This window comes from Marinomonas mediterranea MMB-1 (genome assembly GCF_000192865.1).
GTDB lineage: Bacteria > Pseudomonadota > Gammaproteobacteria > Pseudomonadales > Marinomonadaceae > Marinomonas > Marinomonas mediterranea.
In genome coordinates, this window is record NC_015276.1 from 4283846 (window position 1) to 4309208 (window position 25363).

Annotated in this window: 25 protein-coding genes; 13 read left to right on the forward strand and 12 right to left on the reverse strand. The window is 45.1% G+C overall.

The annotated features are described in order from the left end of the window. Positions 1–6 precede the first annotated feature (6 nt). Positions 7–1173: a cell division protein ZapE gene (gene zapE / locus MARME_RS19540; RefSeq protein ID WP_013662999.1), complete on the forward strand. Its 1167-nt coding sequence runs from the start codon at positions 7–9 to the stop codon at positions 1171–1173. A 183-nt stretch (positions 1174–1356) separates the two neighbouring features. Here the strand turns inward: zapE and MARME_RS19545 are convergent, their stop codons facing one another. From MARME_RS19545 to MARME_RS19570, 6 genes are all read right to left on the reverse strand, one after another. After that, positions 1357–1800 (reverse strand): GNAT family N-acetyltransferase, encoded by a 444-nt coding sequence (locus tag MARME_RS19545; protein ID WP_013663000.1) that lies wholly within the window; start codon positions 1798–1800, stop codon positions 1357–1359. A gap of 63 nt (positions 1801–1863) precedes the next feature. Then, entirely contained in the window at positions 1864–2118 is a 255-nt protein-coding gene (locus MARME_RS19550) for a hypothetical protein (protein ID WP_223294992.1), read from the reverse strand. Positions 2119–2223: 105 nt separating this feature from the next. Continuing rightward, positions 2224–2487 carry a Txe/YoeB family addiction module toxin gene (locus MARME_RS19555; RefSeq protein ID WP_013663002.1) on the reverse strand — a complete coding sequence of 88 codons (264 nt, stop codon included), beginning with the start codon at positions 2485–2487 and terminating at the stop codon, positions 2224–2226. Beyond that, positions 2480–2734 carry a type II toxin-antitoxin system Phd/YefM family antitoxin gene (locus MARME_RS19560; protein WP_013663003.1) on the reverse strand — a complete coding sequence of 85 codons (255 nt, stop codon included), beginning with the start codon at positions 2732–2734 and terminating at the stop codon, positions 2480–2482. The genes MARME_RS19555 and MARME_RS19560 overlap by 8 nt, the downstream gene beginning before the upstream one ends. Positions 2735–2835: 101 nt before the next feature. Further along, complete coding sequence (locus MARME_RS19565) at positions 2836–3357, reverse strand: DUF2569 domain-containing protein (protein ID WP_013663004.1); 522 nt, start codon at positions 3355–3357, stop codon at positions 2836–2838. 516 nt (positions 3358–3873) lie between these two features. Beyond that, positions 3874–5355 (reverse strand): carboxypeptidase M32, encoded by a 1482-nt coding sequence (locus MARME_RS19570; RefSeq protein WP_013663005.1) that lies wholly within the window; start codon positions 5353–5355, stop codon positions 3874–3876. 289 nt (positions 5356–5644) lie between these two features. Between MARME_RS19570 and MARME_RS19575 the strand changes: the two genes are divergently transcribed. The 7 genes from MARME_RS19575 (at position 5645) to MARME_RS19605 (ending at position 12878) form a co-directional block, all read left to right on the forward strand. Further along, positions 5645–6511, forward strand: a complete 867-nt coding sequence (locus tag MARME_RS19575; RefSeq protein ID WP_013663006.1) for a DMT family transporter — start codon at positions 5645–5647, stop codon at positions 6509–6511. 84 nt (positions 6512–6595) lie between these two features. Next, complete coding sequence (locus MARME_RS21675; RefSeq protein WP_013663007.1) at positions 6596–7045, forward strand: hypothetical protein; 450 nt, start codon at positions 6596–6598, stop codon at positions 7043–7045. Continuing rightward, positions 7033–7563: a MerR family transcriptional regulator gene (locus tag MARME_RS19585; RefSeq protein WP_013663008.1), complete on the forward strand. Its 531-nt coding sequence runs from the start codon at positions 7033–7035 to the stop codon at positions 7561–7563. Before MARME_RS21675 ends, MARME_RS19585 begins: the two co-directional genes overlap by 13 nt. A 581-nt stretch (positions 7564–8144) precedes the next feature. Next, a complete protein-coding gene (locus MARME_RS19590) occupies positions 8145–10046 on the forward strand; it encodes a methyl-accepting chemotaxis protein (RefSeq protein ID WP_013663009.1) in 1902 nt (633 codons plus the stop codon). A gap of 14 nt (positions 10047–10060) precedes the next feature. Next, entirely contained in the window at positions 10061–11161 is a 1101-nt protein-coding gene (locus MARME_RS19595; protein ID WP_013663010.1) for an SMP-30/gluconolactonase/LRE family protein, read from the forward strand. Positions 11162–11340: 179 nt separating this feature from the next. Continuing rightward, the gene (locus MARME_RS19600; protein WP_013663011.1) at positions 11341–12180 is read left to right on the forward strand and encodes an AraC family transcriptional regulator; all 840 of its coding nucleotides are present in this window, start codon (positions 11341–11343) and stop codon (positions 12178–12180) included. Positions 12181–12278: 98 nt separating this feature from the next. Next, entirely contained in the window at positions 12279–12878 is a 600-nt protein-coding gene (locus tag MARME_RS19605) for a LysE family translocator (RefSeq protein WP_013663012.1), read from the forward strand. 3 nt (positions 12879–12881) lie between these two features. Here the strand turns inward: MARME_RS19605 and MARME_RS19610 are convergent, their stop codons facing one another. After that, positions 12882–13790, reverse strand: a complete 909-nt coding sequence (locus MARME_RS19610; RefSeq protein ID WP_223295063.1) for an NAD(P)-dependent oxidoreductase — start codon at positions 13788–13790, stop codon at positions 12882–12884. Positions 13791–13916: 126 nt separating this feature from the next. Between MARME_RS19610 and MARME_RS19615 the strand changes: the two genes are divergently transcribed. The 3 genes from MARME_RS19615 to MARME_RS19625 all read left to right on the forward strand — a co-directional run bounded on the left by MARME_RS19615 (position 13917) and on the right by MARME_RS19625 (position 16442). After that, positions 13917–15251 (forward strand): aminotransferase-like domain-containing protein, encoded by a 1335-nt coding sequence (locus tag MARME_RS19615; protein WP_013663014.1) that lies wholly within the window; start codon positions 13917–13919, stop codon positions 15249–15251. A 37-nt stretch (positions 15252–15288) separates the two neighbouring features. Continuing rightward, on the forward strand, positions 15289–15864 hold the full coding sequence (locus tag MARME_RS19620; protein WP_013663015.1) for a Crp/Fnr family transcriptional regulator: 576 nt from the start codon (positions 15289–15291) through the stop codon (positions 15862–15864). 71 nt (positions 15865–15935) lie between these two features. Continuing rightward, positions 15936–16442, forward strand: coding sequence for a DUF1772 domain-containing protein (locus MARME_RS19625; protein WP_013663016.1), 507 nt, complete (start codon positions 15936–15938; stop codon positions 16440–16442). Here MARME_RS19625 and MARME_RS19630 read toward each other — a convergent pair. Then, positions 16395–17093, reverse strand: a complete 699-nt coding sequence (locus tag MARME_RS19630; RefSeq protein WP_013663017.1) for a LysE family translocator — start codon at positions 17091–17093, stop codon at positions 16395–16397. The two genes, MARME_RS19625 and MARME_RS19630, sit on opposite strands and share 48 nt — an antisense overlap. Positions 17094–17174: 81 nt before the next feature. Here MARME_RS19630 and MARME_RS19635 point away from each other — a divergent pair, with 81 nt between their 5' ends. After that, a complete protein-coding gene (locus MARME_RS19635) occupies positions 17175–18182 on the forward strand; it encodes a LysR family transcriptional regulator (protein WP_013663018.1) in 1008 nt (335 codons plus the stop codon). Positions 18183–18267: 85 nt separating this feature from the next. Here the strand turns inward: MARME_RS19635 and MARME_RS19640 are convergent, their stop codons facing one another. From MARME_RS19640 to MARME_RS19655, 4 genes are all read right to left on the reverse strand, one after another. After that, a complete protein-coding gene (locus MARME_RS19640; protein ID WP_013663019.1) occupies positions 18268–18711 on the reverse strand; it encodes a DoxX family protein in 444 nt (147 codons plus the stop codon). Between the two features lie 227 nt (positions 18712–18938). Continuing rightward, on the reverse strand, positions 18939–19649 hold the full coding sequence (locus tag MARME_RS19645; RefSeq protein ID WP_013663020.1) for a DUF4386 domain-containing protein: 711 nt from the start codon (positions 19647–19649) through the stop codon (positions 18939–18941). Then, entirely contained in the window at positions 19646–20665 is a 1020-nt protein-coding gene (locus MARME_RS19650) for a quinone oxidoreductase family protein (protein WP_013663021.1), read from the reverse strand. The genes MARME_RS19645 and MARME_RS19650 overlap by 4 nt, the downstream gene beginning before the upstream one ends. 133 nt (positions 20666–20798) lie before the next feature. Beyond that, positions 20799–23483, reverse strand: coding sequence for a LuxR C-terminal-related transcriptional regulator (locus tag MARME_RS19655; protein ID WP_013663022.1), 2685 nt, complete (start codon positions 23481–23483; stop codon positions 20799–20801). A 201-nt stretch (positions 23484–23684) separates the two neighbouring features. Between MARME_RS19655 and MARME_RS19660 the strand changes: the two genes are divergently transcribed. Next, complete coding sequence (locus MARME_RS19660) at positions 23685–25226, forward strand: retention module-containing protein (protein WP_013663023.1); 1542 nt, start codon at positions 23685–23687, stop codon at positions 25224–25226. The last annotated feature ends 137 nt before the right edge of the window (positions 25227–25363 follow it).

The following is a 25363-nucleotide window of genomic DNA, read 5'->3' on the forward strand; positions in this document are numbered from 1 at the left end:
TTCTGCATGTTATCACCGTCACAAGCTTATCTTCTTCGTATTAATCAGCATAATATTGTCTCTGACGAGCACCAGCAGACTGCTTTGGTGGAATTAGATAGAGTCCATCAATTCTTGGTTTCTAAGGCTTCCCCATCAAAAAATCAGAGTATAAAAATGACCTCTACACAGACAGAAAAAAGTCCGTATAAAGGCGTTTATATGTGGGGCGATGTGGGGCGCGGTAAAACGTTTTTAATGGATTTATTCTATGAATGTTTGCCTGAGGGCGTTGGCCTTAGGTTGCATTTTCATCATTTTATGGCGCGGCTGCATAAAGAGCTAAATCTTGCTTTTGGTCAAAAGAATCCGTTGAAAGGCATCGCAAAAAGATTGGCTTCAGAATGTCAGGTCTTATGTTTTGACGAATTTTTTGTTTCTGACATAGGCGATGCCATGCTATTGGGTGGTTTGATTGAAGCCTTGTTTGAAGAAAGGGTTGTATTGGTCGCGACATCAAATATAGCCGTTGAAAATTTATTCCAAAACCAGTTACAAAAGCAACGATTTGCGGCCCCTATTGCCTTGTTGCAAGCGAATGTTGTGAGTATCAATCTGGCGGGAGGTAAAGATCATCGTTTGCGCCATACGCAAGCCGCCCCGATGTATTTTGTCCAAGAAGAGCAGAAGCTAGAGGCTGTTTTTGATCAAATGGCTCAAGGCACGATTCAACAAGAAGTACTACAGGTATGTGGTCGGCCAATTAGAATAGTCAAAGAATCAGACAATGTTGTCTGGTTTGATTTTTATGATTTGTGTGATGGCCCTAGGTCTTCTATGGATTATATGGCGTTAGCGGCAAGGTATTCTTGTATATTGGTCTCTGGCATTCCTGAGCTCAGTAGTGAACCGTTTGAGCATATTAAAGCGCGTGGTACCGAAGATGGCGCGATAGGATCTGGTCAAACAGGCGATCGAGAAGTGGCGCTGGGTATTAATGATGATGCGGTTCGGCGCTTTATCAGCTTGGTCGATGAATGTTATGACCATCAGGCGATGCTTTTTCTCAATGCCGATGTCCCCCTTGATTCTTTATATTTGAATGGTTCTTTATTGTTTGAATTTCGCCGGACCTACAGCCGTCTGATTGAAATGGCGTCGCTTTACTACCAAGGTTTACGCGCTAAATCATGAGCATCAGACAAGCTGACTTGTTGGCTTCTTGGTCTCGGCATAACGAATCCCCTCATCCTTGAGTTTGTTATTTGAGGCTAACGAGTTATCGATTTTGCGTCAATAAAGTTATGGGTGGCCCTATATGTATTTGGGGGGTTGTATAGATCTCGTATTAACAAAAAATGTCAGGGTTAAATTGTGTTATAGAACCCATTCAAAACGTTTTTTTCTCAATGATCCACTTTTATACGATGGATCATCTGGAGGAACTTCAATTTCTTCCAAATATCTAGCACCGAGCTTTTCTATTGTTTTTAACGATGGTCGATTCTCTGGATCTGAAGTCAATATTATTTTTTTGAAATGCTGTAAAATAAGAGGTTTTAACGCTTTGCATGCGTAATATGCGTACGCGTTACCTCTATATTTTTCTTCAATTTCAAATCCAATATGTCCAACACACATTATAATATGTCGAGTGTTGCCGACTTTAAAATTTATGTGCCCAACGTCCGTTCCATTTTTTATAATAATCCTAAAATGGAAATATGGTACAAGCTCCCCTCCTGGTTCAGCATGTATGATTTTTTCAAATTTTAGACGTACAGCTTCTAATTCCAGATTTGAAGGTAAAGGGCTATTCATTATTCCTTTCGATCCTTATGAGTGGCCTGTATAGACTATTTGTGTAGCATAGAAATTATGTATTTATTCGAGAATACCTGTAGCAACAACGGTTTCAAAATACTCCACTTTTAAATCGAAAGACTTCAACAGTTTTTGTGTGCTCGGTCTTACAACAGCATCATCAAAATCGCCTTTTTCAAAATGCCCGGCGGATTCAAAGTCTTTCCAAAAGCTGGAAACGATCAATTCATAATCGTTGCTTCTTACCTTAACCGCTAGAGTGGCGCCCAAGTGTCCGGGGAGCTGTGCCATTTCGACAAATGTCGTGCGTTTCAAGTGATCCGCGCATTAGACCGGACACACATTACTCAGAATAGCATTAGGCATTTCAGACGAAAAAGTAGGTGGCTTTGTTTGAAGGAGCTAGTTAGCTGCCACTCGCTAGTAATGATACCGACACGAGATAACCGTAATTGCTATATCATCCACGGCATATACCAAACGATTGGTATCATCTATTCTGCGAGACCAGAAGCCTGAAAGGTTTTCTTTAAGGGACTCTGGTTTTCCAATCCCAACAAATGGAGAGCGCTTAACATCGGCAATTAGCTTATTGATTCGTTTCAATGTTTTCTTGTCTTGAGTCTGCCAATAGACGTAACCATTCCAAGCTTCATCAGTCCATGATAATAACCTGTCACTCATCAATAAGCTCTCGCTGGGTCGTTTTACCCGCTTTAAACTGTGCAATTGAACGATTTAAGTGTTCAGCGTTAGCTGGAGAACGAAGTAAATGAACAGTTTCCATAAGGCTGTTGTAGTAATCCAATGACATTACAACAGCATCTTCAGAGTCACGACGAGTGATTACAGTAGTATCCGCATCGTTAATTACATTGTCCAAAACGGCTTTTAGGCCATTTCGGGCTTCGGTAAAAGAGACTATTCTCATTTTGCACCTCACTTGTACAGTATATGGAACAAGTTTAGTTTAAAACTAAATACATGTACAGGATGTTGTGCATTACTTTGTCCTGGCAGCTAACGCCCAAATCAGCCGACGCTTTCAGCGGTCGGCTGCATTTGCTTGTTAGGCACACCTTCTACGAATGTCGCATGGACTCTTTTCGAAACGAGCATATAAGGAACCCAAATTACACCGATCATGAATGATCTCATAAATTCTTTTGTTGTTTCTGGATCGAACATTGGCTCGCCAGGAAACACTTTAGTTACAATCCAAGCGTCCAGAGGGATAAATATTAGGGATGCCGCTATAATGCCTATATATAATTTGGGAAAGAGATAATGCTTTGAAAAGAACAGATAGATTAGATAAATGGAAGCGACAACCATAATAGTATTAAATGCGATTTCACCTACTAATAAAGAACCGAAATATGGAGTATAAACTTCAGATCCTACTGTAGTTAAAGCTTCCCAAGCTCCATCTTCAAAGATTGGCTTGTAAGTTGGGATAAGCGTAACAAGCAATCTGATAGGGCTTATTAGAACTCCAAACCCTACCAAGATCAGCCAGCCACCTAGTCCTTTTATTTCACTATTATCAGTCATACCCTCTTCCTATTGGTTGCCTAACATTTTATTAATAGGCATGCTCAACCGCACAGGTATGATTTTTATCCAACATCTAACACTCTGATCTAAATAGAGTTTTAGCCTTTCAGAAAAACCGTGCCATGTCGACGGGCATGCGTCTATGTATTTCTCGGTATGGCACACTATTTCGGCCATCCATTCACTGTACACTTGATACTAATACACTTTCTGAAAGCGCAAAAGACAACGCGAGAAGGTGAATGTCATTCACCTCAGAAATAGTGTGCCATTTTTGAGATAGGGCAAAAATAAACGGGTTATATACCCTGTTTTTTTATTCGCTCACGCTGTGAGCAACTTCGATGTGTGTGTCACTTATTGTTGAGAGACCCCATCCCTCCCCCTTGAATGACAAAGGGCAAGGGAAAGGAACGCGATATTTTTGCATTTAAAGCAATGAGTTAACTAATTTAATATCTCTTAGTATTTAAGCCGTATCTTAGCGTTGATGCTGATTTGGAAGGCGCTCTATTACAAATAGCGCTGTTCCAAATGCTTTCTAAAATGCGCTGCATTCAGCACCTCTCCGGTTGCTCGCGTGACGAGTTCATCCGTGGTGTGGAGTGATGCTTGTGACCAAATATTGTCGCTGAGCCATTGGAAGATGGGGCTTAGGTCGCCGCTTTGGATTGCTGCGTCTATGTCGACGGTTTGTGTCATTTTAGCTTTGTATTGGGCTGCATACATGGCACCTAAGGTGTAGCTTGGGAAGTAGCCAAACGCACCATCAGTCCAGTGGATGTCTTGCATGCAGCCGTTTTTGTAGTTGCCTTTGGTTGAGATGCCCAATGCGGCTTTCATTTTCTCATCCCACAGTTCAGGCACGTCGGTGTGTTCGATTACGCCGTTAATCAGATCGCGTTCAATTTCATAGCGAAGTATGACGTGGGCTGGGTAAGTCAGTTCGTCGGCGTCTACTCGAATGAAACCTTTTTCAACTCGCGTATAAAGTTGAGACAGGTTTTCTTCGGCGAATACAGGGTCTTGATGTGCGTTAAAGGCATCTTTAGATAAGCGCGACAAGTGGGAAACAAACGGTTTGCTGCGACCAACTTGCATTTCAAAGAATAGCGATTGGGATTCATGAATCCCCATGGAGCGCGCTTCGCCAACGGGTAAACCTGCGTAAGCTTTTGGCAGGCCTTGTTCGTAACGAGCGTGGCCTGTTTCATGAACGATGCCCATTAACGCTTGCACGAAATCTTGCTCGTCATAACGTGTGGTGATCCGCACGTCTGTTGGCACGCCACCACAAAACGGGTGAACACTTTGATCCAATCGCCCGTGATCGAAATCGAACTTCAGTAGCTTCATGACTTCTAGCCCTAACGCTTTTTGAGTCTCAGCAGGGTAAGTGCCGGATGGCATGATGATGTTTGAAGACTTCTGTTTGTCGAGTGCTTTTTCGATGAGCTCTGGCAACCATGTTTTCACGTCTGAGAATAAAGTATTCAGTGATTCAGAGCTGGTTCCGGGTTCAAACTTATCGAGCATTGCGTCATACGGGGTTAAACCAAGCGCTTCGCTGCGGATTTTGGCTTCTTCACGCGATAACGTGACAACTTCTTTCCAGTTTTTCTCGAACCCGACCCAGTCGTTTTCCTGACGCTGTGTTCGCCACGCGTGTTCACATTTAGAACCGGCTACGGATTGCGCTTGCACTAGGTCTTCAGGTACGAGCGTTGCGTGCTGCCAACTGCGTTTCATTTCACGTAGGCTGGCTTTTTGCTCAGTCGTTAACGCTGCTTGCTCTACCCCTGAGAACCAGTCTGCCAGTTGCGGTTGGGTCGAAAGGCGATGAATATGAACCGACAATTCCGCCATGGCATCGCCACGGGCATCGTTGCCACCAGAAGGCATATTGGCGGCGGCATCCCAGCCAAGCATGGACTGAGCATGGGCGAAGCGGTTAATCGTTTGGTAATGGGCAGTAAGTTTATCGTAATCAGACATGTTCCAGTGCTCTCTTCAATTCATATACGGTGCGATTTGGGGGCGTTTGGGTTTCGATCATAGTATTACACCGTTAATCATCCGAACAGTATCATCACGGGAGTTGACCACAAGTTGCACCTTTTCCCGCACAAGGCTCTTTTTAAGTCACGCTCAATCTCATTCAGTCAGGTTTGTGTATTTTGTTCTTATTGCTGTGACGGTCAAAGGGATGACGAACGAGGTAATTCAGGGCACACTGTATACAAATCAAACATTTAAAAACCTTAATACCTGAGAAGCGCCTAACATGCCGAACCTGAACCGCGATACCAATACCGCGATCTTTATGATGTGTACGGGCGTGGCCTGTTTGAGTATTAACGATGCGATTGCCAAAATATTGATGGAGCATTATTCCCCGTTTCAAATATTGTTTATCAGAACCGTGCTTGCGTTCCCTTTTGCGTTATTTTTGGCGCTTTATTCTGGCGGTACAAGCGCATTGCGCTCCTATAAACCCGCCGTTCATGTTGTGCGCAGTTTACTGTGGATCGCTGCGACCATTATGTTTTTCACCAGTGTTAAGTACCTTGATCTGGCCAAAGCCACTGCGTTGATCTTCGTCGCGCCTTTGTTTATTGCCATTATTTCATCGGTCTTTTTGAAAGAGCCTGTCAGCCGCGCGAAATGGTTGGCCATTTTAGCGGGCTTTGTCGGAATGCTGATCATTGTGCGTCCCGGCTTGATTGCATTCAACGCCGTGACAGCCTTGCCGATTGCCACGGCGGTGGTCTACGCACTCTTGATGTTAGGCGCTCGCCAAATAGACCCTCGCGAGAGTGTCTGGACACAGATGCTGTATCTCACAGGCATAAGCGGGATATTAAGCGGTCTGCTCGTACCCTTTGTATGGACGGCTATTCGCCTTGAGGATTTATGGCTGTTTGCTGGAATCACGGCATTTGGTATTACGGGGATGGCGTTAATGACGCAGGCCTTTCGGTTGGGCTCTGCGGTCGTTATTGCGCCGCTTGATTATACTGGGCTGCTCTGGGCAACGCTCTTAGGATGGCTCTTTTGGACAGAAATGCCCGATACGACAACACTTATCGGGGCGATCGTCATTGTTGCCAGCGGCACTTATATTATTAAGAATGCGAGAAATACGGCTTAATACACTTTCTTCATCCTTAACCTTTGACCTGTCTACCGCTTTATACTTTAGCATCCCTATCTCAACGAATGACGAGGTAAGACAATGACAGATCATGAGTTTCTTAAACACGTCGAGAATAAAACGCTGCCTCCAGCGCAGTTTAATCACAACGGCCATATACGGCTGGCGTTTATTCTTAATAAGCAATTCAACTCCGCAAAGGCGACACAGGAAGTTGTACGCTTAATAAAAGGCTATGCGGAGAGTTTAGGAGCCACATCAAAATTTCATGTTACGCTCACTTGCGCGCTGTGCTATTTCATTTTTCAGCGTATGGAGCGTGCTCAGAAAACACAATCACTCGCTGAGTTTATGGCGATCAACTCTGATCTGATCAGCGAGGCTCCGATACTGTTAAGGTCGTTTTACCATGAAGCGACACTGTATTCTAACGACGCTCGACTAGGCTTTATACCGCCTGATAAACAAATCATCCCTGAACCTTATCTTTCGATTTTTAACACATTAGAGGTGTCTGTATGTATTCCATAAAAGCGCTGTGTGACGAGTTTGGCTTATCTCGGTCTACGCTTCTCTATTATGAAAAAATGACCTTAATTAAAGCGCCAGTGCGTAACTCCGCCAATTATCGAATGTACTCAGACAAAGACAAACAACGACTGGCACAAGTTTGCTTATATCGTCAGGTTGGCGTTCCTGTGAAAGACATTCTGCAAATACTCGACGGAGAAACACACTCTGATCGAACATTATTGGAGAAGCAATTAGAGCGTATTAATCAGGATATCCTTGCATTACAAGCTCAACAAACGGAACTGCTTAAGCTGCTCAAAAGACAGGAGTGGACGAGCCAAGCGAAGCTAACAAAAGAGAGTTGGAGTCAAATGCTACGCGAAAGCGGTTTGAGCGAGGCAGACATGTGGGCGTGGCATGACCGATTTGAAGCACGGTTTCCAGATGAGCATGAACGCTTTCTAAAAGACCTTGGGATGTCCCAAAGGGAGCGAGAACACGTTAGAAGACGAAGCCAGCATACAGATCCAAATTGAATGTTTTTTTCCGTCTCTACTATTATCCCGAAATTTAAGGCCGCGAGGTTAATTATGAGCAAAGCTCAATTTTAATTAGGCCAACTTTACCTTCTTGACACAAAACATTGCGTTTTAGCTAAAAATAAGGATAAAACAACCCGTTTTTGAGCTAAAGCTCTTAAGATAGAAGTTCCCTCCAAACTAAATTCTTTACTTAATGAAATCAGATTCAGTTTTAAAGAATAAAAAGCACTTATACGAGCGCACTTCCCCGTTTATTTAACTCAATAACAAAAGCGGCACATACTCTTGGTTACAGCACAAAGCCGGATTAAAACACACTGATCTAATTTAGTTTTATCTAAATTAAAGTACCCGAACCAACACCACAATAAGAAGAAATAAAGACTCAAACATCAATGTTTTATATTAATTCTATTGTTTAAGTGCATATTCTAATAAATTGTGGATCTCCGGTTTTCATATAGCTTCATTCATCTTTGCTAAGGTAGTTTAGGTTCGAGCATTTAGGGAAGTCGAACCAAGTTGCTTGCCTAAATTCAGCTCGTTGGCCATCCGACATCTTAAAAGGGAACATAATGAAGCTGTCATTAAAATATCAAATCCTTTGTTTTACCTCATTACTTATTATTGTGATATCAGGGGTGCTAACCTGGAATGGTTACGACGAATTCAGTGAGTTCAATGAAAAAGATGCTCTGCAAAAAAGTCAGGTCGAAACGTCTCTTATGGCGGAGTTGCTTGAGCAGAAAATTAATACTTACTTTAATGCCCTTAATAGCTTTTCTATCGATTTCAACGACAAAAATACGTTCGCCGACCCCGATCAGGTTTCACGAAATTTAGATCAATTAAAACGCACTCTTCCTGATGCACAAGCGGCCTTTGTTGCCCTAAAAGATGGGCGTTCTTTCGAAAATGGTCGCTTCTTTCCGAATTTTAATGCCAAAGATCTGCAAAAAGAATGGTATGTACGGGCCTTTAATAACGAGAAAAACATCATCACCGAAGCCTACTTTGGCGAGGGAGAGCAAGCGGATGTCTTCGCTTTTGCCACTCCCATTTATCATGGAAACCAAATTGTTGCGGTGGTTGCCATCACCCTCAAAGTCTCCGCATTTACAGACTTTATTGATCAGTTAACACCGTCCAATAAAATCTTTGTATTTAATGACGCAGGCTACATATTGGCAGCACCAATCCAAGAGCTGCTGGGTAAAGACATCTACAAAGAAGAGCCCAAGTTCCGCGAGTTCAGCCCAAGTAACTCGACATTACACTACCAAATTGACGTTGATGGCGAAGACGTCGATTTGACCGCTGTACATGCTCACCTACCCAATCGGGATTGGAACGTTGTCGCATTCAGTGCCGATGATGAAGTCCTTAAGCCCAGTATAGAAATGCTTATCAACTCATTTACTTTGGTAATCCCTTTGATTCTGATCACTCTGGGCGTTGTGTACTTTGGCTTCATCCATCTGATATACAAGCCGATTGGGGGAGAACCAAAACACATTTCAGAAATATTATCGAACATAGCAAACGGCGATTTGTCTCAATCTCTGACGCAATCTGGCTCTGAAACAGGCATTTATCAATCTATTCTTGTTTTGAACACCAAATTGTCAGAAATCATCCGTAATAGTCTTTCTATTTCTGACAGTGTTTCGTCCGCATCAGAAGAGCTAACCGTGGTTATGAAAAATACGGCGGATAACTCTCACAATGAACTGAGTGAAGTAGAGTCGATCGCCAATGCGGTAAATGAGCTTTCCAATGCGTCGGAAGAAGTCAGCCAAAACGCGACTCAGGCAGAAGAACAAGCCAAGCAAGCAATTAACAGCATCGAGCAAGGCAATAAAGACCTTGTTCAGTCTCAAGAACTGACTCATTCAATCAGCCAAGAAGTACAGAACACCGCCGACATGATCGAGAAACTGAGAACGGAAACGATGAACATCGGAGAAGTAACCGATGTAATCAGCTCCATTTCTGAGCAAACGAACCTGCTGGCCCTGAATGCAGCGATTGAAGCGGCGCGTGCAGGAGAGCAAGGTCGTGGGTTTGCCGTGGTGGCCGATGAGGTGCGCAGCCTTGCCGCGAAGACCCAAGAATCAACGTCGATGATCCAAACCATTATTTCTACGCTGCAAGAGCAAGCTAAGCTCGCCAATGACAATATGATCAAGAACGTTACCGCAATAAAGCAATCCGTTGATCTTTCCGAAAACGTCAAAAGCTCATTTGACCAAGTGGTGGCCTTTGTTAACACCATCACCGACATCAACACCATGGTCGCATCCGCAGCGCATGAACAATTTAGCGTAACCGCTGATATTAACCGCAACACCACCAATACAGTGGATTTGGTCAATCAAAACGTTTCGGCAGTAGGACAAACTCAAGAAGCGGCAAAAGAACTCGCTGGGCTTGCTCTTTCTCAAAAAGAAGCTCTTTCATTCTTTACCTATAAATAAGGGAATTACACGCTATGAATACAGCAAACGGTAAAGGCCATTCAGATCAACCGGAACAATCCAGAAGACGTTTATTTAAAAACACATTAGCACTGACGGGAGCTGCCGCGGTAGGCGCCAGCTTTTCAGGTGGCGCTGTAGCCGATCCTTTGACGCTGCGCTACCCAGATGTGAACGTCAAAGTACTCGATGACAGCTTTTTAAAGTATCGCCTTTTCAACGCCAGTGTCGAGCGACTCGCAACCGGTATGCGTTGGGCAGAAGGCCCTGTATGGAGTGGAGACGGCCGCTACCTTTTGGTCAGCGATATTGCGAATAATCGCATCATGCGTTGGGATGAGATCACGAATCAATTTAGTACCTATCGCCATAATTCAAATTTTTCTAACGGCTTGTGCCGAGATTTAGAAGGTCGTCTCATTGCTTGTGAAGGTTCAACCACATCACAGGAAGGCCGACGCATTACTCGCACAGAACACAATGGGAAAATTACCGTATTGGCCGATAATTACAAAGGCAAACGCTTTAACTCACCTAACGATGTGGTGGTGAAGCGTGACGGTACGATTTGGTTCACTGATCCACCGTTTCAATCCGGCAGCATGTACGAAGGGCACATTGTCGACAATGAGCTTCCAGACAGCGTGTATCGTCTGGACCCTGCTACTGGAGAGATTGAAGCCGTCATTACAGACATTGCTGGCCCTAACGGCCTATGCTTCTCGGCGGATGAATCCGTACTCTACGTCGTTGAATGCTTATCGAAACCCAATCGTATTATTTGGGCATACGATGTCAAAGACAGCGGTCGACTTGGACGCCGTCGTAAATTTATCGAAGGCATCAACCATGGCGGCATTGACGGCATAAAATGCGATCAAGACGATAACTTATGGTGTGGTTGGGGAAGCACGGGGGCATTGGGAGTTAAATCCGAGGAGTTGGACGGTGTGATGGTGTTCAATAAATCAGGGAAAGCGATCGGGCATATCTTAATACCTGAATACTGTGCCAATCTATGCTTTGGCGGAACAGAAGGCAATCGACTCTTTATCGCCAGCTCGCACTCTGTTTATTCACTGTACGTTAACACGCGCGGCGCGACGTTCGTCTAGCCATTAAGAGCGTCTCTGGTGAGACGCTCTTAATCCGTTATTTAAACGATTTAACCAATACCGATGTATCCATTCGCCATCGTCAAAAGCCTCCGCTAACTTAAGCAATTTTGTCCCACTCTCATGTATAATTAAGACGTAAGATACCTACTCAATAGAAAGAACAGTGAGAGGTTCGCATGTCGAGTCAATGCAGTGATCAAAATCGATTTCAGTTCGCTAAAAGCAGTGCTGTAGACGATATTGTCCTGCTCAACGCTTCTATGACCGATTTCACCTATGGCAAACATGCCCATGAAGAGTTTTCGATTGGTGTCACACTCAGAGGGCGACAAGATTTTTTTGCCGTCGGCCAATTCCATAAAAGCCATCCAGGCAGTGTTATCATTCTGAATCCAGACGACGCACACGATGGGGAGTCAGGTGGAGACAAAGCCTTAGAATACAAAATGCTGTACGTTAAACCAGAACAACTGACACCTGCGTTGAGTGCATTAGGCATGCCACATCCAGAGCATTTTCGCGTCAAGAATACGGTCAGTCAACAGGATACATTACGCGATCAGGTTCTACGATTGGCATCGCTAATCGAATCAGACGGCACAACGTCCAGCGAGTACGAATCCGGGCTGTTCGAACTGGCGGAGCAGTTGGTTCCTATGCAAGAACAAAGTGTCTTACAACCCGCTTCACGGATGCATCGCCTACTCAACAACGCGAAAGAATACTTGCAAGATAACTACACCAAAGAGGTGGCGCTGGACGAGTTGTGTCAGGTTGCCTGTTTGTCAAAGTTCCACTTTTTAAGAAGCTTCAAAGACTATACTGGTATGACGCCACATCAGTATTGGTTAAACATACGAATTAACCGTGCCAGACAAGCGCTCAAAAGTGGCATACCCGTTTCAAACGTTGCAAATACATTTGGGTTCAACGATTTAAGCCACTTTAATCGACGTTTTAAACCCGTATTTGGGATGACGCCTTATCAATATCAACGGCTCATTTTGTCGCCGTAACGCGTTTTTGATCAAACCTCCATTTTTATACTTTCATTATCTGTAGCCATTGCCTGTCGTCATTAACGACGGTAATTGCCTGCATTAGAGGAATCGTTATGCTGGAAATTTTTATATTCGCCTTTGGCATCATGTACACCCCAGGTCCCGTTAATATGATCTCATTGTTTGCGGGTATTCGTGGCGAAAGCTGGCGGGCACTGCGTTTCTGTGCTGGCGTCGGCAGTGCGATGGCCATCATGTTTATCGGGATAGGCTACGCGGGGAATACCATTATCCCTAAGTCGGTGCAAAGTGTGATTGCGATACTAGGGGGGCTTTATATCGCTTACCTTGGTTACAAGGTCATGAAAGCGAGCTTTAAGTCATCGGTTGCAATTAGCTCGGACACGACCAATATGCGCTTTTCGACGGGCTTACTTATGCAGTTGAGCAACCCGAAAGCACCGGTGGTGATTCTGCCCGTGGCGACGGTTCAGTTTCCAGCGGCTCATGTCGAAGGAATAATGATCGCCATGATGTCGCTGGCTTTGGGTTGTCTGGCTTTTGGAGCACCAACGAGTTATTTACTGGCGGGAAATCAACTGAAACAAGCGGCGTTGAATCCGAATGTTATGAAATGGGTCAACCGCGTTATGGCACTGCTTTTGTTCTACATAGCTATTCAGTTTATTAGCAATGCCATAACACAATCATAAAGGTTATTTGAAAGATTTCACCAACACGGATGTGTCCATGCGACCAAGCCCCTGTTCTTGAAGGCGAGCGTAACGCTCATCGGTTTCTTTGGTCATCGGCATATTGATGCTCATACGCTCAGCTTCTTCAAGGCAAATACCCAAGTCTTTACGCATCCAGTCAATGGCGAAGCCAAAATCAAATTTGTCCTGCGCCATGGTTTCTAGACGATTCACCATCTGCCAAGACCCTGCGGCACCATGTTGCAGTGTTTCCACTACTTGAGGCACATCCAATTCGGCCTTTTCAGCTAGCAATAAGGCTTCACTCAGACCTTGCAGAATACCCGCAATACAGATCTGGTTAACCATCTTCGCTCGCTGCCCTTGGCCGCTTGTTCCCATTAGCTGAACCTGCTGTGCGTAGCTGTCTATGATGTCTTTGACGGAATTAAATACGGACGCTTCGCCACCACACATTACGGTCAATTTACCGTTTTCAGCCCCTGCCTGACCACCTGACACGGGAGCATCAATAAAACCAACACCCTGCTTTTGGCTGGCGTCAAACAGTTCTTGAGCAAGATTTGCGGAGGTCGTTGTATGATCTACGAGCACAGCGCCTTCTTTCATGGAAGACAATACACCGTCATCACCATAGATCACGCTGCGAACATCATTGTCGTTGCCGACACACACAAACACCACATCGGCACCGTCTGCAGCGAGGCTCGGAGTGACGCCGAACTTGCCATCGTAATCCACTGCCCACTGCTCCGCTTTGCTCGAAGTACGGTTATAAACAGTGACATCGTAACCCGCTTTTGCAAGGTGTCCGGCCATTGGGTACCCCATTACACCTAATCCGATAAACGCGACTCTTTGTTTTTGCATAACCTTCTCCTTTGTGGTGTTAGAACGTGTTGAATAAATTAAACCCTAAATTGACCTATGTCAATACAAAACAGTAAATTGACCTATGTTAATTTCAAAATCGATATTTTGATGGCCTTCCGTTACACTCATGCCAATCCACGATAACAAGATGAGTGTAATACATTGAGCGAGGCAAAATTTCGAACGCTAGCGCGTAAAGTTCGCAACCAAATAGAATTAGGACACTACAAAGAAAGTAGCAAACTCCCTACCCATCGAGCACTGGCGAAAGAATACGGCACCACACCGATGACAGCCGCGAAAGCATATCAACTTCTGGCTGAACAAGGTCACATTGAATCGCATGTTGGCCGAGGAAGTTTCGTCAAAAAAGACGCCTCTCTTAAACACGTCATCCGCTCACGACATGATCAGAATGAATGGAATTTTTCCATATTACAACCGTGCCTCGGTGAACACCTTGATTCTCTCAACACGGAACTCAAGGACTGCTTCAGCAATATCAATGACCCGGCTTTATTCGGTTATATTGAAGAAACAGGAGACCGTACTCACAAAGACGCGGGCAAAACATGGATGAGTCACTATGGCTTAGACATAGACGAACCTGAGCAAGTCTTACTCACTAATGGCGCTCAACATGCGTTATCGACTCTGATCCAATGCTACTCAGAACCGGGGGACAACATTGCCGTAGAGGCGCTGACCTATCCGGGCATATTGTCCATCATCCAATCACTAGGCAGGCACTCTATAGAAGTCGAAATGGACGATAAAGGCATGTGCCCTAAAGCATTGAAAAAAGCGTGTCGAGAACAGGCTCCCGCGGTGGTGATTGTTATTCCGTCGCACCAAAACCCAACCACTATCACCATGCCAAAAGCCCGTAGAGAAGCCTTAGCGAAGGTGATAAATAAAGAACAACTTTGGCTGATCGAAGACGACCTATACGCGTTTTTGAACGACGAAAAAATCGAACCCATTTGTAATCTATCTAAGGATAGAGGTTTTTATGTCAGCAGTTTGTCTAAGGCCATCAGCCCTGGTATTCGCTGCGGCTACATTAAAACACCAACCTCTCAAACCGAGCGCCTAGCGTCCTTTATCAGAACCAGTATTTGGTTAACCGCGCCGTTAATGTTTGAGTTTGCAAGCCGCTTGATACAATCCAAAAAAGCGTTTGAATACGCATCGCTACAGAAACGCATCGCCGAGAGCCGTCAAAAAATAGCCGCCGATGTACTCAACGAATTCACGCTCACATCACAAGCGAGCAGTTATCATATTTGGCTAACACTACCTGACGGCTTACAAGCAAGGGATTTCGTGACTGTAGCCAAAGACAAAGGCTTGATCATCAGCAGCGGTCAGTTTTTTAGCCACACGCAAGGCGAATCAAGTGTTCGGCTTTCCTTAATGGCAATCGCGGACGAAAATAGATTCGTGGAAGGGTTAAATGCACTAAAATCTCTATTACAGGACTCAGTTCGAACCTAAAGATCCCTTTAACTTTGAGCGGACGCAAGAAGACACGATGACAAACACGATTCGACCCACATCCCCGTCTGCGTTTATCGCGCTTTCACAAAAGACACGCAACGCCTTGCTAGAATACGCAGAGCCATTTAATAAAAGTAAAGGCGCGCTCATTCATCATCCAAGTGATGCTTGGAAAACCGCGTTTTGGCTCGACAGCGGCATTGTTCGTATGTACTACATTGATCGCGACGGACAGGAACACAATAAACGCTTCTTCACGCCAGACAGTTTTTTCTGGCCCGTAACATCGAGCTTACGGGAAGAAAAAACAGGGTTCGCCATTGAAGCCGTCACGCCCATCAGCGGACAACGTTGGTCGTTTCAATCACTCAAAGGCGCTTTCGAAGACTCGACCGAGTGGCTTAATTTCAACCACCTTTGGGCAGAACGGTTATTGACTCACAAACTAAAGCGCGAGCAAGAACTGCTGCAACTCTCCGCAACCGAACGCTATTTAGCGCTTTGCCGCGATGAGCCAGCATTAATTAACGCTGTCCCGGCCCATCATCTCGCCAGTTATATTGGCATTACGCCCGTGTCACTTTCTCGCCTAAAAAAGTCACTTTCTTAACATATGATAATGCCCTACCGCTAAAAACGAGAAATACTCATGCCTTCACTTTGTTGGATGAGGCTCTAATCATGAAACCGACTGTTCGTTCACTGTCAGGCATTATTACCGTGTTACTGTTCGGGCTAATGGCTGGCTTCTTTGCGACGTATTCGTTTAACGTTAACTATGCCATGCTCCAAGTGGATGGCAGTACGTATGCGACCGTGCAATCGCTGTTTAACATTAATGTTCGACATGCTGGCTTCTTTACCTGCTTTTTTGGTGCTGGTATCGCTCCGTTTGTCTGTGCCTTGTTGTCTATTTCTAACAGTAAAAAAGCCGCTATTCTTTGGGGTGTACTTGGGGTTTGCTATGTTCTCGGGATTATTCTGTTCACCAAACACGTCAACCTACCGCTGAATTACTATACCGAATCTTGGGCCCCGGCAAATCTTCCAGACGATTGGCAACACATTCGTGATCAATGGAACCACGCAAATTACTTTCGTTCTGCGTGGTCTATTAGCCTTTTCGTCGGCTCACTGTTTTTACTGACTCATCAATTTCACCCCGAACAAAAACATAACGCCGCCTGACAATCGCTCTAGCCAACGCTTAGCGTTTTGAATTCGAGACTGGATCGCACTCGTGGTGAACAAACACGCCACGAGTGAAAACCAAATAATGTGCGCGATCGCAATATAAACACCGTAGACTAGTTGCACGCCAATGCTTGTCTCTAGACTAATCACTTGACTAAAAAGAGCAACAATAAACAGCATCGTCTTCGGATTAAGTGCATTGCATATAAATCCCGACATGAACGACGCTTTTAAGCCTTTTTGAGTCTTCAGTTCAAGTGGCTGGCTGGCATTCGAAATGACGGGGTTTATCGAGCTTCGTTCGTCTGAGTTTCGCTCGCCTAAATGCGATCGACACCATTTCATTATCTTTCTCAAATCTGGCCACAACGCACTACCGCCAAGCCATAACAGGTAGCCTGCTCCCAATATTTTCATCGTATTTAACAACCACACTTGTTCAGAAAGCAGCATTCCAACCCCCACCAGCGTGTAAAGCAAATGCACAGAAATCCCCGCGCCGATACCCAAGGAACAAATAATTCCTGCCCGCCTTCCGTTGGAGATAGCCAGCTTGGTTATCAACACAAAATCCGGCCCCGGACTGATCACCGCTAAAAGCGTAATCACAACGACAGAAAACAACTCGATAGATAAATTGAACATAGAAAACCTCAATATTCTGTGAATAATGTAAGGATGAACACTTTATTTAATGAATAAAATCGAGTTTTTATAGGAAATAGTGTGAGTAATTTTCACAGAAAGCGCTCATTGCCGCCATTAAGTGCCCTGCCAGCATTCGAAGCGGCGGCTCGCCATCAGAGCTTTACAAAAGCAGCGGAAGAATTGCACGTTACCCATGGCGCGGTTAGTCGTGCCGTATTGCTCATCGAAGAACGCCTAGGAATCAAGCTCTTTACTAGACGAAATCGTCGGGTATTTTTAACTACGGAAGGGCAGCGGCTGTTTAAAACCACCGAGCGCATTTTAGATGAGCTGAATCAAACGACAGAAGACATGCAGCGACACCAAAGTCACTCACCCTTTTTGGTGGTTTCCTGCGAGCCGAGTTTAGCCATGCGTTGGCTCATGCCAAGGCTTGGAGAGTTCCACGCCTTGCACCCTGAATTAAATGTAGAGCTGAGAATGGCTGGCGGTCCAATCGATTTAATTGCCAGCGGATGTGACCTCGCCATACGCCGCAATGATTTCGGTATTCCCGACGATTACCAAGTGACCGACTTATTCGAAGAAACGTCTGGCCCAGTTTGCACTTCCCTCTACTGGAGCAGTATCGATAGTAACCTTGATAAGGCCACATTACTTCGTAGCCGAACACGTCCCAATGCTTGGGAAGAGTGGCGCAATGCTACAAAGTCGGTGACTGTGCCAGTACAAAAAATCAAACAACATACCGAACAACATCCCGAACAACAGCCACCAGAAAAATTGCCAAAACAGCCCGAGAAACCGCCCAAAAAACAGTCAAAAAAACAAGCTTCGCCAAAACAAGCGTCACAATACTTCGACCATTTTTTCTATGCGCTACAAGCCACGCAAAGTCATTTGGGGATGACCATTGGCTCTCAGCCAATCATTGCCGACGATCTCACCTCAAATCGGTTAATTGCGCCGTTTGGACTTAACGAGACGGGGTATCACTACGTCATGCTAGGTCTTAATTCACTGACGACTGATCCGAGAATTGACGCTTTTCAGCAATGGTTGTTCACGCATTTAAAGCAAAATTAAATCCCAAAAAAAAGCCCGATTAAGCAAACTTAATCGGGCAAAGATATATCACAAAGGAAAATGAAAAGAGGGTAAAACGTAAACCTTACAGTTTGTCAGCAATCACCCTGTCTACTGAGTAAGAACCAGCGCCACTGAAGATCAAAGACACTGTCACTGCCAAAAGGCTCAATGCGTATTCGTAACCGTTGTTCGCCATGAACAAACCATTAGATAAATGCACGGTCACAATGGCGATGATCATTGTAAAAGCCAACCCAAGTGACGCCGGACGAACCAGTAAACCTAGCACCAATGCCAAGCCACCAAAGAACTCAGTTCCACCAGCTAATAGCGCCATTAGATAACCTGGTTCCATGCCAATGGATGCCATCCATTGACCTGTCCCTTCAAGGCCGTAACCACCAAACATGCCAAATAGCTTTTGCGCGCCGTGAGCCATAAAGATGATACCCACTGGCAAGCGAAGAATTAGACTTGCGATACCTGCGTTAGAGTTAAATACTGTGCGAATAAGTGATACGTTCATAATCGTGTTCCTGTTTAAGTCTGAAGTATGTTGTCTCTCAATAACGACTACTATAATCGATCCAAAAAAAATAAAAATCGGATAGATTTGACTCTTACATTCAATTTTTTTGAATGTTAAAAAATGACAATAATGTGATCAGACAAAACTCGATTTTAAAAGTTCTGATTATTTTCCCGATTCTTATTCTTTACATAATTATGAGTGATTTTTTTGAGATGAGGGGGTTAGAGAGAGTTTAGAGGTGCTTTAAGCCGCACCCCCTTAAATAACAACCAAAACATAAAAGGTAGCTCACCTATAATAGCTGCGCTGACTGCAGCCTGATCGAAGAGAACTTCGAAGGCTGGATACAGCATCGTACCAAAGCCATGAACCGCATAACCAATACCTGCAATAGATAGAAGAGCCCCAAGCACTTTTGGCATAAACCCCGATTTATAAATCAGCACACCAACGATCACACAGTGACAAGCAAAGAACATTTCCCAGATCAATTCGCCAAATTGATTCAGTTGAATTAACAACATCACATTGTCCGCTTGAAGATGAGCTTCAAACCACTCAGACGACGTATTTTCGCTCGTTAATATACAAATTCCCCCAAGTGCCAATAAGTTAGCGCCTTGCATCACAGCATTTCCCAAACGGGCAAAAGCCGCAGTCAACGCCAACAGCGGACTCACCGAACGAAATAAAAAGTAAATGAGCGCAGACACAAACAACTCTGTTATGAAGATGAAACCAACACTGACAATGCCCATCCGTAGCAACCATTGATCGGACTGAATATTTTGGATAGTTTGAGCCGCGCTCGTCGGATCAAACAACGTGCTAGGAACATACATCAAACTGAACGAGCCGCACACCAACAATACGACATACAATGCACCGATCCCATGCGCATATTGTTTTCGTTGTTGTTCAGATAGCATCATTTTGAACCCCTCAATATCTCTCTCTGATTTTCACGTATTGACGGCACCGACATAGACACAACCACACTGCCTAGCTCGCCTCCTTTATCGGCAAACACGTGCGCGCCAGAAATATGTTCAAAGGGAAAGGTGGCCGAAATCGCCGGAGAAAAACGTCCCTGTAGCGCTAGACCAACCAAACGCTCCATATAGTCAACACGTTCAGAGGCAACACCCGTTATGATGCGCTTGCCTTGACCAAGCGGAATAAGGGGTAAACACAATCCAGCAAAAAGGTTATTCGATACGATCAAGGCCAAACGACCATTCGGTTTTAAGCAACGTGTCAGCTCTCGCGTTCGATACGCTCCTGTACAATCTAAAATCACATCATACTGGCGCTGCAATGCAGTAGAAGACAACAAGACTTCGTCAGCACCTAGCCGTTTAAGGTCGCGAGCAAACTGCTCAGGCCGTCTGACAGACGTGACGACACGAGCCCCCAGAACACGCGCTATTTGAATCGCCGCAGATCCGACTACGCCGTTGCCGCCAATCACCAACAAGGATTCATTGGGCTGAAGGCAGGCTCTTCGCTCCAGGTAATCCAACGCGGTGATTCCGCCGAAGCACAGCGCGGCGGCTTTTTCATCGGATAATACGTCAGGTTGATGAACGATCAGGGCAGATTTATCCACTGTTACAAACTGGGCGTGCGCCCCAAGCGCAACGCCTGTATTGACGATCACTTTATCCCCAATATTAAAGCAGTGGACGTCGTCCCCTTTGGCAATGACTTTACCGCTGAGCTCCGTACCTAATACCCCTTTCCTGGGTTTGATCAGGCCAAACATAGCCCGAACGAGAAACCGATAACCAAAGGGCACATCCAACGAACGAATACGTCGATCTCCTGATGCAATGGTTGAACACTGCACCTGCACGCATACTTGAGTGGGCTGTAAGTCGTCGACGACGACCTCTTCGATTACGATGTTTTCTGGTCCACCATACTGTTTTAAAACGGCTGCTTTCATTCTGTTCCCCAAGTTCAATAACGATTAATGGGGAAATTTTAAAAAGGGATGAGGGTGAGAGGCATCACCACATGATGTGATTTAGTAAGTAGATCTGTATTAAAGCGACTCTATATATGAAAGCCAGTCTGCATTAAAACAAGCCAAGCTCATTTGCTTTCACAACGGCCGAACGACGGCTATTCACATTCAATTTCATGTATATATTCTTCGTATGTGTTCGAAGCGTATTAAGCGAGACATATAACTTAGCCGCTATTTGAGGGCCACTCAGCTCCGTATTCAGCCATTGCAACACTTCTTGCTCTCGTTCACTAAGCGGTTCTAACAGGCGAGTACAATCAGGCAATCGCGGTGTTTCACGCTCTGCCTCTCTACCTTGCTTAACAGGCAATGCACCTCGTTTTATATCAGTAAACGTCGCGAGCAGCGTCTTGGCTCTTGCTTTGTACTCTTTCTGATTACACGACTGTAAAAAAGGCTCTACAATCAGCATCAAGCTGTCGTCCATCAGCAATCGCACGACTTGCTGTCGCAGGGCTTCATTGACAAGACTCTCCAATTGATTGATTGCCTGCGCGACATTCATCTGTTTAATCAATAAGCTCACACTCAACAACGCACCCACAATCTGATCAGTAACAAACTGACTAGCAGCACAATACTTTTGATGAGCTTGTATGACTTGATCAAGCAAGCCTAAATCCACATCGTTTTTGAGCAATCGAATTCTTAACTGAAATTGCAGCCGTGTACGGTTCTCAAGGTTAATGTCCATATGAAACCAAGGCTGCTGCTCTTCAAGATCGACCAAGCACTGATCGTATTTCTGTTGCTTAATCAGCTTATGCCAGCGTACGTCATGGATACTGACTAAACTGGGCGTTGGCATCGGTCTGACTAATGACTGAGCCTCGTCTAAATACATCTGCCCTTGGGAAAGATCGTTCTTCGCAAAGCAAATACGCGCCAACAAAAGAGAAGCCCTAAAGCGCGCTTCCTCCAACCCCGCTTGCGGCCCAAGCTCTAACGCTTGATCCAAGGCTTGTTGCGCCTTATTGAGCTGATTCCGCTCGTAATATAAATCAGCAAGTGTGATTTGGCAGTCAGCCGCGCCTTGAGGCGCAAAAGCCACATGTTCAATAAGGGACAAAGCATAACAACAGTCCTTTTCGGCTTGCCGCAACTGCCCATTGGCACTTAGAAAGTTCGACTGAAGAAAATAGACAGAAAGCGTGGCGCTCAGGTCGTCAGCCATGGCAATGCGGCTTAAAGATTGCCGAGTCATTTCAATTGCTTTCGTCAAGAGCCCTTGCTGAAAATAGGAAATTCCGACTAAGGCAACAGCGGCGCCATGCCACATGGTTTCTTCCATCGGTAAATACGCCATCGCCTCTTCCGCTTTGGCGACACTTACGTTCACATCGCCTTGCGTGGCCGCATGATAAGACGCGCATATCGAGATCAATCCTCGGGTTGTCGCGCGCGTCTCAGGATTTGGATCATGCTGCGCTTTTTGCAGCCAATAAGCGGACTGTTCGACATGGCTACACAATAAAATCAGAGCGTAGTGCGCGCACAAATACGGGCGTTCTATTATTGCTTGTTCAGGCAGTCGCTTCATCCAAACCGAGAATACAGACTCTGGCGTATGATTACGCAACACACCCCAATGACGAGCGATCAGGTTGGCGGTAAACGCTATGTCCTGAGATTTAAACGCTTCTTCAATCGCTTCGATCAAGAGATCGTGCGTTAGATACCAATGCGCTGCCTTGCGATGTAAATGGGCTGAGTCCAGAGAGGTAAGCGGCGACAATGCCATTAACGCTTGAGCAAACAAATGATGATATCGATACCACTCACGCTTATTATCCAAAGCCATGGTAAAAAGATTGCTTTGCTCAAGTTCTTGTAAAATTTGTTCCGAAGCATCGATGCCAGTCACCGCATAACTAAGCGACGCATTAAAGCGTTCTAAAAAGGCCGTGCTAAATAGGAAACGTCGTGTACGTTCACTCAGATTAGCGAGCACCTCGTCAGCAAGATAATCAACCACAAAACGATGGGTTTCATCAAACATATGCAAGGCCGTCTTTGAAGACGGTAATGTTGCATAATCGAACCCGCTCAAACTGCTAAGCTGAAGGCCTGCAACCCAACCTTCTGTGACCAATTCGATCTTTTCAGCCAGATACTCGGGGAGAGGATCGCTTTGACGCTCTTCCATGAACGCAATAATTTCGTTCTGATTAAAGCGCAGATCTTGCGTTCGAATTTCACCTAACACACCGCGTAATCGCCATTTCGACAAAGGCAGATTTGGCTCTTCTCTTGTAATGAGGGTTAACTGAAAATTGGGGTACGCACTTTCGACGATCAGATTTAGAAGACGATTATTTTCTTCACTTTCTGCCAAATGGTAATCGTCTAATACGAGCGTTAATGGCGTCGATAAATAAGCCAATTCGTTCGCCAAGCTGATTGCCACATCGTCGACAATCGCTCCTCTAAGACCGTCGAGAATAGCAAGCGCTTCTGCTCCTAGTTCTCGTGATTGTGTCTGCAAACTGCCAATCATATACCGAAGCAAAGACGACGCTTCTCGCTCTGATACATCGAGAGACAGCCATGCCAGTGAGCGAGATTGTTGCTCCGCCCACATCGACACCGCTGAACTTTTGCCAAACCCAGCAGGCGCGCACACCAAACACAAAGACCGCGATGCATATAGATCGAACAAGGCATGCAGGCGACGGCGCTTAATATGGTTCGCTTGCGCTAAAGGCGTTAATAACTTACTTAAGAGCAGCTGCATGACTCTCCTATTTATTCCGCTTGGCGAGCTCATTCAAAATAGACACTTCAAAATAGACACGTTTCATAATACGTTGACTTATGTGAACAAAAAATACCATTTGTTATAAGAGTGTAAAAATGTACCAAGGTACAATAGTAAGTATGGCAGCTTGATCCTACAGTAACCTAATAGTGAAATAGCAACTTAATAGGTTTTATCGTGGACAGTAATCAAATAACTTTCGCAACATTAGGCAATGCAATCGGATATGCACAACAAGTATCTGGCACTGTCGAAGTTCATTCTATTGATGGACAAGTGCGAACGTTAAACATCAAGGATTCGATATATTACGGAGAAACCGTCGTTGCATTAGGCAACGGCAGTGCGACTATTGTCTTTGACGATGGAACCGAAGTCTTCGTTAATAACCAGTCATCGGTTGAAATAGGCGACAACCTCTATCGCTTTGATAACGATGTCATTGCAGAAGCAACCAACAGCATCTCAGCAGAAGACACTTTGCAACAAGCTATTCTGGCGGGAGAAGACCCGACGTTAATTCAAGACGCTCCTGCTGCTGGTGAAGGGCTGATTAACAGTGAAGAGTCGCCATTGTTTGTTTCCATTAGCAACAACAATGACATTGAGCTGCCCACGTTTGGCTATGACACCACTGGCTTCAATCCCATATTGATAAGCAGCGCATTTGACGACACAAGCTTCGGTGAAGCGAACACAACCCTGATTGCCTTTGAATCAACAACGGCCACAGTGCCTACTCAGGGTTCAACCTCCACCCCTGTAGTGCCAGATGAGCAAGGCAATACCACACCTGAAGAATCTGAACCGAACGCTCAACTACCATCAGACGACACGGCTGAGCCAGAAGACACTACCCCAGAAACGACAGAGCCAGAAGTAACTGAACCAGAAGCTACCGAACCTGAAAGCGGCGAGCCAAATAACGACGTGCCAGAAACGTACTATGCCAGCATAGACGTCGACATCATTACGTCAGACAAAATCATTAGTTCGGTAGAATCTGCCCCCGATGCAATGGTGACGATTTCTGGCTGGGTATCGGGTGATGCACGCCCCGGCGATACCGTTCAGATCACTCTTGAAGACATGGTGATCGGCCAGACAACGGTCAGCGAGACACAAGATGCGTCCGGCCGCTACCTGTTTGACGCACAAGTACAAGGCTCAACACTTGCTCAAACCTCCCTTGTGAATCCATTCATTACAGCGACCGTCAGCGACAACTCAGGTGTTGACAGCGCGAGCAGCACTGAAATCTATAAACTCGACTTAAACGCCGATATCGAAGCCTTTATTGAGGATGCAAACCGTGACCAAAACATCACGTTTGACGAACAAGGTAATGTAAAAGTCGGAGGCTGGATAGAAGAAGGAGGCCAGGTTACTTCCATCGACATTTCAGACGCAAGTGGCAACGTGCTGTCCATTTCGAATGACATTACGATGGAAGAGGAAAGTGGCTGGAGTTACTTTGAATCCTTCATTGATGTGAGTTCTTTAAACGATGGCTCGCTTACGGTCGTGGTAAATGCATCCGACGCACTCGGCAATGTTGGCGTTTCGAATACGGTCACAATAGAAAAAGATACCAGCCAAAACAATGACTTAATAGCAGAAAGAGCCGGTTTCAGTTTGCTTCTAGACAGTACGCTATCGGCCGCAAACTCTGACTTTTTTGCCTCTGACCTTTATTATGCAAACCAACTCGACGGTTAATAACGAAGAGTGTACGAGCATAACCCATTGCGAATTAAGCACTTTTATAGTTGCCATTTAGAGTGAATATCTCATACTATTTCTATATTAAGACAAAATAACAATTGGCTAAGGAAGGTATGAACAAGTCTACTAGA